The sequence below is a fragment of the Billgrantia montanilacus genome (assembly GCF_003336675.1).
GTDB lineage: Bacteria > Pseudomonadota > Gammaproteobacteria > Pseudomonadales > Halomonadaceae > Halomonas > Halomonas montanilacus.
Window position 1 is genome coordinate 1 of the sequence record NZ_QPII01000010.1, and the last position, 12,489, is coordinate 12,489.

13 protein-coding genes are annotated in these 12,489 nt (G+C 48.4%); 1 reads left to right on the top strand and 12 read right to left on the bottom strand.

From position 1 onward, the window contains the following. On the top strand, positions 1 to 92 hold a 92-nt coding region (locus DU505_RS23120; RefSeq protein WP_147273081.1), incomplete at its 5' end, for an integrase core domain-containing protein. A gap of 90 nt (positions 93 to 182) precedes the next feature. Here the strand turns inward: DU505_RS23120 and rho are convergent. From rho to DU505_RS22385, 12 genes are all read right to left on the bottom strand, one after another. Beyond that, entirely contained in the window at positions 183 to 1,142 is a 960-nt protein-coding gene (gene rho, locus DU505_RS13660) for a transcription termination factor Rho (RefSeq protein WP_114479555.1), read from the bottom strand. A gap of 393 nt (positions 1,143 to 1,535) precedes the next feature. Further along, on the bottom strand, positions 1,536 to 1,886 hold the full coding sequence (locus DU505_RS22380) for a hypothetical protein (protein WP_147273082.1): 351 nt from the start codon (positions 1,884 to 1,886) through the stop codon (positions 1,536 to 1,538). A gap of 105 nt (positions 1,887 to 1,991) precedes the next feature. Next, on the bottom strand, positions 1,992 to 3,182 hold the full coding sequence (locus DU505_RS13670) for a hypothetical protein (protein ID WP_147273083.1): 1,191 nt from the start codon (positions 3,180 to 3,182) through the stop codon (positions 1,992 to 1,994). Between the two features lie 109 nt (positions 3,183 to 3,291). Then, a complete protein-coding gene (locus DU505_RS22895; protein ID WP_181872827.1) occupies positions 3,292 to 4,383 on the bottom strand; it encodes a CHAT domain-containing protein in 1,092 nt (363 codons plus the stop codon). 125 nt (positions 4,384 to 4,508) lie between these two features. Continuing rightward, positions 4,509 to 5,300 (bottom strand): IS3 family transposase, encoded by a 792-nt coding sequence (locus tag DU505_RS13680; RefSeq protein WP_114479557.1) that lies wholly within the window; start codon positions 5,298 to 5,300, stop codon positions 4,509 to 4,511. Positions 5,301 to 5,406: 106 nt separating this feature from the next. After that, on the bottom strand, positions 5,407 to 5,637 hold the full coding sequence (locus DU505_RS13685) for a transposase (RefSeq protein WP_114479558.1): 231 nt from the start codon (positions 5,635 to 5,637) through the stop codon (positions 5,407 to 5,409). A 124-nt stretch (positions 5,638 to 5,761) separates the two neighbouring features. After that, on the bottom strand, positions 5,762 to 6,982 hold the full coding sequence (locus tag DU505_RS13690) for a hypothetical protein (protein ID WP_114479559.1): 1,221 nt from the start codon (positions 6,980 to 6,982) through the stop codon (positions 5,762 to 5,764). A gap of 96 nt (positions 6,983 to 7,078) precedes the next feature. Continuing rightward, on the bottom strand, positions 7,079 to 8,485 hold the full coding sequence (locus DU505_RS13695; protein WP_220250721.1) for a hypothetical protein: 1,407 nt from the start codon (positions 8,483 to 8,485) through the stop codon (positions 7,079 to 7,081). 112 nt (positions 8,486 to 8,597) lie between these two features. After that, positions 8,598 to 9,236: a hypothetical protein gene (locus DU505_RS13700; RefSeq protein WP_114479560.1), complete on the bottom strand. Its 639-nt coding sequence runs from the start codon at positions 9,234 to 9,236 to the stop codon at positions 8,598 to 8,600. A 93-nt stretch (positions 9,237 to 9,329) separates the two neighbouring features. Then, a complete protein-coding gene (locus tag DU505_RS13705) occupies positions 9,330 to 10,301 on the bottom strand; it encodes a hypothetical protein (RefSeq protein WP_147273084.1) in 972 nt (323 codons plus the stop codon). 112 nt (positions 10,302 to 10,413) lie between these two features. Next, the gene (locus DU505_RS13710) at positions 10,414 to 12,117 is read right to left on the bottom strand and encodes a hypothetical protein (protein ID WP_114479562.1); all 1,704 of its coding nucleotides are present in this window, start codon (positions 12,115 to 12,117) and stop codon (positions 10,414 to 10,416) included. Positions 12,118 to 12,218: 101 nt separating this feature from the next. Continuing rightward, positions 12,219 to 12,479 (bottom strand): hypothetical protein, encoded by a 261-nt coding sequence (locus DU505_RS22385; protein ID WP_147273085.1) that lies wholly within the window; start codon positions 12,477 to 12,479, stop codon positions 12,219 to 12,221. Positions 12,480 to 12,489 lie beyond the last annotated feature (10 nt).

Consider the following 12,489-nt stretch of genomic DNA (forward strand, 5'->3'; position numbering starts at 1 on the left):
TCAACCACTGGATCCGGTACTACAACGAAGAACGGCCGCATCAGTCTTTGGGCTATGTGGCACCCCGAGCACACCCCGCATTAGTGGCGTAGGGTGTGCAGAAACCAGGGGGTCATTACAGCCGCCCACAGCGGCGCGAGCGAAGCGAGTGTCCGGCGAACACCATCACTGTACAGCTCTCTCTAACCATTAGGCTGGTGAAAAATATCTAATAGCTCGGCATTCGTTGGATATTTCTCCAATAATTCAAGCAACTTCTGCGCACCTTCTGCTGGCTTAAGATTTGTCAAAGCTCTACGCAACGCCCTTACTTTTTCAATATCTCTTGCATCAATCAAAATTTCTTCTCGACGGGTGCTGCTTTTGGCAATATCTATCGCAGGAAAAATCCGCTGATTTGCCACTTCCCGTGATAACACGATTTCCATATTGCCCGTGCCCTTGAACTCCTCGAAAATCACCTGATCCATACGACTTCCCGTATCCACCAGCACGGTGGCCAGAATGGTGAGCGATCCGCCGTTTTCAATCTTTCTCGCGGCGCCAAACAGTTTGCGTGGTATTTCCAACGCTCGGGTATCCAGCCCACCCGACATAGTGCGACCATTGCCTCGCTGCTCGGCATTATGAACCCGCGAGAGTCTCGTAAGAGAATCAATCACAATCATCACATTATGACCGTCGCCTGCTTGCTTACGAGCTGTCTCAAGAAGCTTATCCGCCACACTTACATGTTGTGTGTAGCTTTTATCTGAAGACGATGCATGTACTTCTGCCGCAACACTGCGCTTAAAATCTGTCACTTCTTCAGGGCGCTCATCAATAAGCAAGGCATACAGCTTTATGTCAGGATAAGCTTCTGCCACGGCCTGACAGATATGTTTTAACATCGTCGTTTTGCCAGAGCCTGGCGGCGCAACAATCAACCCTCGCTGCCCCATCCCAATTGGCGTAATTAAATCCATCGCTCGCACACTACGCTGCTTAGAACCTAGCTCTAAATAAATGCGTGGTGAAGGGTGAATAGCGACGCCATTTAAAAAACGTTTTTCGGAATCATTAGGGAATTGATCTGCAACTTCGTCGGCGGGCTTGGCATCTATCTGTTTTTTCACTTTCAAACCTAGTGTTTTTCTCGCCATAATATCGATGGATCACCTTGAATAACCTGAATTTATAGAATAACTGCATCATAGGCCAGCCGACCTGTCGCGTCGTTGCGATACCTGGGATGGAAAACCGACAAGTCGAGTTTATGCTCGATCAGGTAATGCACTGCGTGCTCAAGGGTACCGGGTTGGAGCTGATCTTGGTAGTGGATTCACCACCATGGCGTTTTGATCATGGTTGTAGGGCTTGAAGTGGGGCATGATGACCACTCCTAGGCTGTTTTCCCGATCCTACCAAACCGACGGAGGCTATGGGCTTTTTCTACAGCCTCAACGCCGCTTAGCACGCGCGGCTACGGAATGGAGGCGCAGCCGCAATGCAGTAACCGTCGCCGTGACTGGCATTGTTAGGCATCCACCTTGTTATCAGCTTTGACCCTTAGATTGTCCACGCACAGTAATGCAAAAATACAAAGACTCCTTTGTTGCTGGGTTCTCTGCAGCCCAAATTTTGGCATCTTCAGGCATCGTCGCTCTGCAAATGTCCGCTGCTTCAGCTATAGAGAACTTCTTAAGGCTAACTGTGCCTTCCGGCGCGCTACCATGACCTACACGACCATCTGGGGTCTTTACCCAACCTTCCCAGCCCAATATGTGTCGTCCGTAGCGTTCTAGATAATCAACTGCCTCTAGGGCCGCATGCAGGGGCAAAACAATTTCTTTCTCTGATATCGAAAGAGCAGCCAAACGTGGAGGCATGAAATCTAATGCGGACATTGCCTCTCCCTTGTGCCTAACGCCTGAGTTCAGCGGCGTTTGAGGCGACGCCTGCTTTGCGGCAGCAAAGCATGTGGCGGGGCAAACGTCCGCTGCAACGATTTGTTAGATCATCTTTCTACGCTGCTTATCGACAAACTCACTGTATTTTTCATCCTTTTTCTCCTCCTGTGCTGCTAGGTCAACCAAGAAATTGTTTCGGAGTCCGTCAAAGATCGAAAGCTCAAACTCTTGGCCTATGTTTTGTTCGCAAGCGTGGATGGCTGAAAGAATGGCCGATCGCCTACCCTCAGGCAAAGCATTCCAAACCGAAGGCTTTAGGTACCATTGATCAGAGCCATTAACCATCCACGACTCGACCATCGAGAGCATTCCAAGTGCATTGTTCATCCAAGTTGTAACGTAGGCGTTGATGAAGTCTTCATCCGAAGCGTGCCCGCCAAACGTAAGGAGAGTATTTCCATCGCTTGGCATGACGCCGATGATCATATCTACGCGCCTTTCGGCTTTTGTGTCTCGCGCGTGAAACGCCCCGCCTCCAGAAAGTGCCACAGGTATCTGGACATCTATGCTTATGGCGTATGTATATACGTTTGATGTGTCTCCCTGAAAAATCGCCTTCTCAAATGCTGGAAGCAGTGTCGTTTTTAACCAAATATCATATTCGCGGATTGCTTCCAGTTCGTCGCTCCACTGATTCTTGAGGGTATCGTTTTTCAACTCCAACTTGCCCATCTTGAACTCGTCGCCGAAACCGCGTTCACGGAGTCGCCGTTCTACCAGGGCAGCCAAACGCTCGTCTCTGAGGCTGTCATATGCCGCCATGGTTCGGTCGTGTTGTTCCAAAATGAAGCTTGTTCGAAACCACTCGCGACACGCTGCCCGATACGTTTGCAGATAGATATGCTGGCTTTGATCGATTTTGCCTGACGTCTCGAATTCGTGAAAAAGTGCTTCATGCTCGCTACAGAACCCTGGAAATGTTGAGGCTTTGTTTTGGCCCACACGTTGAAGCACGAGCTCACCGCGCCGGTGGTCAAACTCCGGCGTAAGCAAGTGCTCCGCTTCGGAAATTGACGAAAGACTCATACCTCTGGGCACAGTGTGTGATTGCTTTATGGCAGTCTGGGAACATTTTGGAACAATACACTCGCGGCCTTTCTTCCACGCCTTGAGGCGCTTGGCTACGTCGCCAAAGTGGAGTGACGCGCGTTCGCTATCCGAGGAAAAGATGATGTGGTTGTTCGCGCGATACTGATCAACGACCTCATCCAGAACTTCTTTGATCAGGTCCACTTGCTCTCTCGATAGGTCGCTCACCCAGCCACTCCCGCCATGTAGATGATCTAACGTCGCCATCACCAGCGGAGGCGCGATAGCGCCAGCGTCTGGTGCATGGCTTTGTTCAGTATTTCATTGTAGGCTGCAAAGGTTGTTGTTCTAGACCTTCTGGGCGAACAATAACTAACTCATCTGAATCCAGGCCTTCTTGAACAAAAAGTTCAGGGGTCTCCTCCTCATTCAGCCCTTCCATCATCACCAGCGCTTTAGCCTGCTCAAAAGCCTTTTTGACCGAAAGTCCAAACCCTATTGCGGAGTAGAATTGTGATGAAAATACTCTGGCTGCATCATCACCGATACTGGTATTCATACCGATGGCCGCTTCGACATGATGAGTGACCGCTTGCGCTTTCTTATAGGAATAACATGTATTAAAGAAAACTAAACGAATATTGCACGATGAGGCCATCATCGTTTGTACAATGGCTTCTTTGCTAACCAGCTTCGCATTGCCATTAGTGTCTTGAAATACGATTTCGTCAGAATCTGAACCATGGCCGCTAAAATGAATTATTGTGGGATTTAACTCATTTATCGCTTGTAGGACGTCCATCGGCTGGACAGCCCATCGACTCTCGAATGAAACTGAATCCCTATGCTTGGCTTTCCTAATCATATCGGTAATTGAACGAGCTTCTTCATCCAGTCTCAACTGCTGAGCATCGGCAGGATTCGAAGCCAGAAATAAAACTACAATTTTCTCAGGAAGACTTTGAAGCATCTTCAGGGTGGCAATGGTGCTCTTATGAAATCCTTCATGCTTGTCAAGGGTTCTATTCATTTGTTTCATTCGAGACTGGTACGCTTTAGCCTGTCGCTGTGACTCTCTTTGAATCTTCTTGTTCCCTTTTTCCTCTTCCCTTGACACTTTCTTTTGCTCATCAGAAAGCTCTTTGTGCTTTCGTGAAATTTTGTTATCAAAATCAGCAATTTTCTTTTCCGCTGCCGCCAGATCTTTCTGGTATCTTTCGATTTCACGCACCTTTGACTTCGCAGTATTCGCGCTGCTCGTTCTCGACAGTGCCTGTGAAGCAGAGTTAATCTTTCCAGAGAGACTAGCAATCTTAGCTTGCTCTTTTGCTTTTCCCTGCTGCAACCGAGTGATTTCTTCTCGTTTTCTCGTCACATTTCGCCGGTATGAATCTATCAATGACACGCACCTACCCCTTGAGGTGAAATTTCGATTGATACTGAACGCTGCCAACACGGGCAGCTTTGGAGTGAAGGCGAAGCCGCAACGGAAAAGCTGTGGACTTCCCCCAGAACAGTGGACACGCCCCATCAGTTAATCTCCTCGAACTCTATCGGAGTCCGGTAACCAAGGCCACTGTGCAGCCGATGGCTGTTATAGTAGCCATCAATATAGTCCCTGATATGTTTTCGTAACTGATGCATCGTCATGAAGCTGGTGGCGTGCAGCAATTCTCCCTTCAGCGTTTTGAAGAACGACTCCACTTCGGCATTATCAGTGCATTGTCCCGGGCGGTTCATGCTGTGCCGTACCCGGTGATGGTTCAGCAACGCCTGGGTCTTTTGAGCCCGGTACTGGATGCCGCGGTCCGTATGAAACAGCAGGTCAGGGGCTGGATTCCGACTTGTGAAGGCCTCACGCAAGGTGCCTCGGGCAAAGTCTGCGCTCAGACTCTCTCCCAATCGCCAGCTGATGATTCGACGTGAGAATAGGTCCAGTACCACCGCCAGAAACACGTATTTTTTACCCAGCTTGATGTAGGTGACGTCACTGCTCCACTGCTGGTTTACCGCAACCGGCTTTTTGGCCTCGAGCCGGTAATTTGGCAGGGCTTTCAGGTCATCCCGACGTTTGCTCAGGCGGCGATAGACACGCGTGACTCGGGCCTTCATACCCCACTCCCTCATCAGTCTGGCCACCCGGTTCTCACCCACCACAAGACCTTCTCGGCGCAGGGCCTGATAGACCCGGGGACTGCCATAACGGCCCTTGCTGGCGTTGTAGACTCTGCGGACCTTCAACAGCAGGTCTGCATTTTCAGCGGCTCTCTGGCTGGGCTTCCGGTTTGCCCAGGCGTAGTAGCCAGACCGAGAGATGTTCAGGTGGCNCCTTCCGTCGTTCCTCTGCCTGAAAACGTTGAAACTTTTTTAGGATGTCATTCTCTTCCTCAAGCTCCGATACGCGGCGCTTCAGGCGAGCGACCTCATCCTACTCCTGGATCTTCTGCTTAGCATCAGGCGGGGCTTTCTTGACCCGTTTCATGGCGAACTGTCCCTCTCGGTATTCCTTTCGCCAGCGTGACAGCATGAAGGGGTGAATATCCAGCGCTTCGGCAACGCCTTTGACGCTCCGGTGGGCTTGATGGCTCCATTCCACTGCCTTGACTTTGAACTCAATGCTGTACCGCTGTGTTTTCTTCCCCGTGATCATCTCGGGCATCGGTTCTCTCCTATCTGGGAGTTATCGATGCGTGTCCACTGGGGTGGGGGAAGTCCAGGGGCGACAACAGCCGATTGTTATGCGATTGCACTGTTATACTTGAAACGAAGATTCAAAACGCCTTCTATTGCTGATTTTTCTGATGCTCCACAAGTTCGTGAGCAATGAAGTCCCACCCGAACCGAACAAGGGTGTCGCGATTTTGGGCGAGACCGTGTTTGTTAAGCACTTGCCTGACGGCCCGCACATTCAGCAATCGGGGGTTGGCTACTCCAATGGATTCTTCCAGCGTTTTGAGTTCGTACCCGCAGAAGCGCACCGTCGGCAGTGGTGTTAGGGGGGGAGCAAGCTCGGGTCGGTAAGACGCGCATCCTGGTTCGGGCTCAGTCGTCTCATCGAGGCTGAGTTCGTGCGTGATCCACGGCGTGAAGTGCCCCAATGCAGTTCTATTGGCCTTACCTTGGGGCGGCGAATCCCCGGCTCTATAGCTTCCACTCTGCCAAAGCGTTCCGAACCTGCGGCCAAAGGGAAATGCTTTCCTTGTGGCGTTATCGGTTTCTGAGGTCACCGTCATAAGCATGCGTGCACATGGCTTGCCTTCGCAGTCGGCGGGGATGTTGGTCAGATGCTCAAACCTGGCTGCCTCGAAAGCTGGGTTGAAGAGCACGACTAGGTTGGTGTAGCTCCTCATGTACTCCTCGCGCGCATCAGAGTCGTCCATGACCGAAAGCCGGCGCATACGCTCTCCCAGCAATTGAGCATAAGCGGAATAGATCATCGCGCCACCAAAGCTGTGTCCGGCAACAACCAGCATCGGGTCCGTTCCATCACATGTGCCGCGCCGAGCTATCAACTCCCGCTTGGCCAGCTCCAACGTATTGATGATTGACGATGCTCCTGATTCACCAATACGGTGCGCTGCTTCCTTCCGCCCCCAGAAGGACAAGACATGGAAGGGGGAATGCCAAGACTTCCCGCGCCACCCGATGTACACGCCGACGATGGGCCGAGGCCGCTCAACCGTTTGCGTCATCAGGTAAGCAAGCGACTCTTTCATCTCGGCGACATTGCCATCGCCTTCGCGAGCGCTGTAACTCCAGCCGTGAGCATACGCAATAATCAATGGCGGTGGTTCCGCGCATGTGTCACCCAGTTCGACGATGTGCTCATACGCGCGTTCCAACTGACCACGATCATGCAGCCATCCCTGATCGTCCATCTCTACGAAGAACAAATCCGCCGACCGACCATCCACCGAGATGGTTTCATGATCAAAGGGAGCCGTATCAGCACTCCTGTGCTGCTTCATACTGACACAGCCAAGAAGCGCTGAAGTTAGAAGCATTAGCAGTGCTCCTGTCACGATTCTCATAACTCACCTTCATGCATAACGTCAAAATCAGGTGCGCCGTAGGCGTCGCTTGGATTTACTTGTTATATTTTATTCACCTAGAATTTCACTCATCACCCAATTAACAATAGCAATTCTGATGTATCGACTAAAATTGAAATAGTCATCTGTTTTTTCCTGAAATGAGAAAGCAATCTCCCTTTGCATATTCATTGAATATTCATCGAAGTAAAATTTACCTGCATGGAAGTGGCTAGACCTAACACTATAAAAGTAGTCGGACAACTTCCTGTCAAAATCATCCCTTCCATACTTAACCATAAAATCAGAAAAGCTTAGCTTTTCAAACTTAGAAAGAGCCTCAATCGAACATATTTTATACGACTGCTCAAGTGTAGGTTGGTTTCTACCTAGTGTTAATGCGATATTGTACATTCTACAGCAAGACAAAAATACTTCTTTTTTACTCTCTTCCAAATTTGATATATTTTTAAAGTACTTCCTAATATCTGTAGGGACAATAATTTCTTCTACTGGGTAATGTGGGCTTTCACTTATTGGCTTGAAAACAGGTTTAGCCTTGCTATTACAGTTTTTTCTAGTTATTTCATGGGTAGAAAAAAGCTCTTCTAAGAAGTCATTATTTGATATTGTATCGTATGTTTGTACTCCTAAAAATTCGTACCCACCATCACTCTTCTCCATAGAAAAGTTCAAAGCCATTTTTCCTGAGTGAAAAGAATTCACATGATCACTATCAGACATGCTTTTCAAACCATAATGATTATCCTTGACAGCAAGTCCAAGCTCGTAATCTAAAAAACCCGTTCGGAATCTACTCAGAGAGAATTCATCACCCTGCTTAATGGTAAAAACTCTGAATTCTGAGTTCATTGTTTCAAACCCAACATCGAGAAGTACTGATAGGTATGCATTGGTGTTTCGAGTGTGATTATAAGCAAGACTCCTTGCATGTTCGACGTTTACGGCTTCTATTTCCGTATCAAGCAGCACGATTTGCTCGGTCATCGGCTCTTGCTTACTTGTCCATTCGTGTGGTTTTATTAAGAACCTATAATCTGAATTAATAAAATATTCATCTCTCATCGGATGTGAGTTGAAAATACTAGAATATGTTCTAACCGTGTACTTCTTTAAGCCACCGTTGTGTTCACCACCTATCAGCTCATCCAATAAACTTAGCACATGATATTTTAAATGGATTTCATTAAAGTGTTTTGGCCCGCTCAATAGCATCAACTCAATGCCAAGTATTTCACTTTCACTTAACTTGAATGCAAGCTCAAACTTACACTCATCTCCATTGATGATATTATTAGTTAAAAAACTCAAACTTTTTGATTTATCAGCATTATCAGTTGTTGTCGATTGAAGCACTTCCTCACTAGTAGATGTGACAACTGCCTGGATTCTATTTAAAGTATCTGAATTTATATTATACTTCTTCTTGTGCGTATATCGAATAATACTATCCACAACACCCCTTTCAAATATCAATTTCTAATGAAAAATATAACGCCCAGCGTAACCGGACGGCTTTGGAGCGGCAGCAGAAAAGCCGGTCCGTGTTGACGCTGTTGTTAAAGGTTCAGAAATAGCGTTTGAACTCACAGAGATGCCGGTAGACAGAACCGATATACTCTGAGTACTGAGCGCTGAAACCCTCCTTTTGCAGCAACCGTGCTATGTCCTCTCCGGAATATTTTCTTCGATTTTTACAGTATGTAACGAATTCATAAAACCGGTTCCAGTCCAATGGATGGAGCGCCTGCTTGTTGGCCAGATTAACGAAACGACTAAACAGCGCATCACACATCGGTGATAGCTTTGGCTCTAGCTTCTCTTTCGACGGAATACTCAATCTCCGCCTACTGCTATGGGCCTTGTTGTATTCTGAGAGAATCCTCTTCCCATGCTCGCTGGCAACCTTGACATATTCGTCATAGGTTGGCGGATCGTTTGGGACCCAACGCGACGCCCTAACCTCGAATGAAACATACTCAGCATCGTTCGGAACGCATATAAACTGAACGATGAAGTCTTTATACTGTGTATTCCCTGTATATTCTAGGTTCAAAATGTCAAAACCACTTTCCCCCATGAAATCTTTTTCATATCTAGGGGTGTACGACCCGAGAGATGCCACCATCTTATTGAGGCGATGAACGAAATCTCTGGGCAGACAGTCCGCTTTAATCTTAATCGGTGGAAGAGGCTCGTCAGACATCGTTTTGTCTCCCTTTAACGCCTTGCTCACCGGAAAATCAGGAGCGCAGCGAGTAATTTTTCCGCGTACAGCAACTCGTTAGACGATAACACGCTATAACATCGCTAAATCTAAAAAGGAGGCCCGCGCAGCATCATCGACTATAGGGAATTGTGCACAATGCATGGCAGATGGAGAGACTTGATCTGAATAGACGCTTATCGAATGTTCCAAGGTCGATAACGAAATTGCCAAGCCTGTAACATCTGCTTCAAACAGCGATTGCAGCATTGCGTGGCTTTCGCGCGGGAACGTTTTTTTGTAGATATCATTATAAGCAGGCTGAAAATACCGAATTAAACCAGCCTCTATCAAATCAATACGATTTTCGCGGGTGTACTCTGCGTTCATGAGGCGGTCCAGCCTATCTTCACCGCTCTCAAAATTATTAACTGCAGGAACCCCACCCCCCATAAACATATAGTTTTTGTACTGCTCGTAGCTATACAGAAGCACATGTGACTCGCTATCGGGATATCTATCAGACAAATCGGCCAATACCTTCTGGAAAGAACCGTGGCCTTGCTTTCCCGTTTTTCCAATTAGCCGCTGCAAAGCGTCAGAACTACCATTATCGCCGAATGACTGCCCAATATATTCGACCTTTAAATTCGCAGCCCCTGCGAGTTCCACTTGGCAAAATCGGACTACATCATGCAGTCGAAGTTGAATAGGGACAACGCCGCCAGCAATGAACCTTAGGTGTATATGCGGAAATTCTGTTTCTCCAAGCGAGGTAATCGGCAAGTTGGTCGGGTTGGGAAATTCAAATGGAACAGCCTTTTTCTCGTCTTCGTGACTGACAATGAACGCACCAACAATCTTTGATCCTTGACCCTCTATACGCAGAGACTCTGGATCCAACACAATTCTTTTTCTCCTTGCGATTAAATAAATGTTGTATCTCTTGAGTTCCACTCTTAGCGGCCCTTCGATTTCATATAACTCCGAGGGTCTGAAGATCCAAGGGTCAGTAGAAACGAGTTCTAAGAGACCCTCAACTTCATGCAATCGAACTTTGTTCACCACGCCTTCTCCATCTTTGTCGTCTAACGCCTGAGCTCAGGTGCGTATGCGGCGCCAGCCGCTTTGCGGCTGCAAAGCAGCTGGCGGGTCTAACATCCCCTGCAGCGACTTGTTAGTTTCCACTCTCGCAACGGCTTTCATACTCAGAAAATCCTTCAACGATAAGCTCCAGTGACTCATCGCAGCGTTGGCAAAGCGAAGTAAAATGACGCTTGAACTCGCCGAATTCCTTCAAAATCCGCTTGCTCTCACTAGTCGCTTCTGTACCCCATCGATGCCCGCGAACCAGGGACCTCAGGTTGTGTAGTTCGTGGAAGGGGCCCATGACTTCATATGCATGATCTTCTTCAAACCCCAGCCCGATCAGACAACGCTCAAGAAGCTTCAGTTGGCGCATGTTCGCCGTTGGCGCTTGACCAAGTTCAATCGCCTTGGCCTTCAACCACTTCTGGACTAACCCTTCAACAAGCAATTGGTCTAGCCCCATTACTTCATTTGCCCATTCGTCTCGAGATGTGGTTACGGGGTATTGAACCTCATCAAGCTTATCCGGATCGGGCAGTATCCACCACGGGCAGCTGCTGTCAAGTAGGGCACGCAGCCGACTCTTCAAGGCGGGGAGCGGGTCGTATTCGTCATACCACTGCCCTTCAAAATCCGTAGTAAACGCTCTTTTAGAAAGGCCGGTCTTTGGCGCTTCGTTATATTGCTTCCAATGTAGCTGTTCCTCGTATGGAAGACGCCGAAGATAAACGAGATACGTATGCACTTGACCCGCTTGGTTGATGTCGTACGTTTCAAGGTGCCAAGCGCCACGGCAAGTTATTGAACGGTCTTGCAGCGTGTATTTTTGCCGATCAGCCTTGTACTTAGAGAGCACCTCCGGCCGAAAATAGGCGGGACTGAGTTCGAAAGGCAAATTCGATTTTGTGAAATAGTTAACTGTAGCGCCGGGTGCACAAGATATTTCTACTATCCGCTTATTCTTCCAATCCTGTGCGATGAAGCTCGCATACTCCTTACCCTCTTCATCGTTGAGCCCCCAAATTTCATCACGGACTGATGCCGCCGTCATTTTGGGCTCAATAATCTGAACCCCGCGTGAGTAGCTGCCAACTCCAGGCTGGACGGTGAGCCACACTGCAATCCCCGGGTACTCTGTAAGATTTCTTTCTTCTCGGCCATCTCCCCATCCGGGAAAATTACCCTTTCGAAACCTCGTGAAGTCGAACATTCGCAAGAGCTGAGTTTGAGATGCGGCGCAATATCTCGCTAAGACATCTGACTTCACCACGATGGCTCGACCTCCCTCAAATTCGACGTGCTTGATGCATTCCTCAATGTCTCCATGCCTGTCCAATCTGCACCAAGCGTCTCTTTCCGTAATGTGGTGAAGGTCTAGAACCTGCGTGATCTCTTGATTCACCTCAAAATAGGTGTGCTTATCAGCATGCCCCTCAAACGATCGACCGAAAATGATCTGAGTGGCCTCCTTTAGAATTTCGCTTCCCTCGGACTGGCAGGGCTTTTCTATCCATGCATCCTCTTGGCTTGCGACTAAGCCCCAACCTGAAAAGGGGTTAGAACTCCAACCGCGGAGATCCTGTCCATGTTCCTCAAGGTTGACATGCTGTGGGATCAGCAAGGCATATATGTATGCATGGTCAAGGGAAGCGTAGATCACCACATAGTCATCGCCTGCGTCTGCTAGGAGGAACGGCAGGATATCGTCTTGGCGGCACCACTCATCAAACTCGTCCTGGCCTTCTGGAGCCTTGAAAAGTACGAGCAAGTTTTCGGGGTTAAGGATGTCCATATGGCCTCAAAGGAAACTAACGCCCGGCGCAGCGGACTAATTGGAGCGACGAAGGAGCGAAAACTGGGTCCGCCTGCCGCCGTTTTTTATGTACTGATTTACTACGGGACATCGAACAATATCTGCCAATCCTCACCTGGATCGATGGAATTTTCATTATCATCTTCAGCACACCATGAACCAAAGAAATCTTCTACATGCCCTTCTGACATGATATGGAGAATATTCGTTGGACGAGGATGCTTGCGTGCGAGATATCCGAGCCGATACCAATCTTCCTTATCGTGGAAGTGGACACCCTCCATGACGATGTCCGTCACATGTAAAAGAACTTCGTCTTGAAGCTCAAATGATTCCGACACGTTCTTCTCA

Bases quoted from the DNA above. Each gene is read 5' to 3' on its own strand.
- DU505_RS22380 (WP_147273082.1), bottom strand. From the start codon at position 1,886: ATGTCCGCATTAGATTTCATGCCTCCACGTTTGGCTGCTCTTTCGATA.
- DU505_RS13690 (WP_114479559.1), bottom strand. From the start codon at position 6,982: ATGCTTCTAACTTCAGCGCTTCTTGGCTGTGTCAGTATGAAGCAGCAC.
- DU505_RS13710 (WP_114479562.1), bottom strand. From the start codon at position 12,117: ATGGACATCCTTAACCCCGAAAACTTGCTCGTACTTTTCAAGGCTCCA.
- DU505_RS13700 (WP_114479560.1), bottom strand. From the start codon at position 9,236: ATGTCTGACGAGCCTCTTCCACCGATTAAGATTAAAGCGGACTGTCTG.
- DU505_RS13685 (WP_114479558.1), bottom strand. From the start codon at position 5,637: ATGCCCGAGATGATCACGGGGAAGAAAACACAGCGGTACAGCATTGAG.
- rho (WP_114479555.1), bottom strand. From the start codon at position 1,142: ATGGCGAGAAAAACACTAGGTTTGAAAGTGAAAAAACAGATAGATGCC.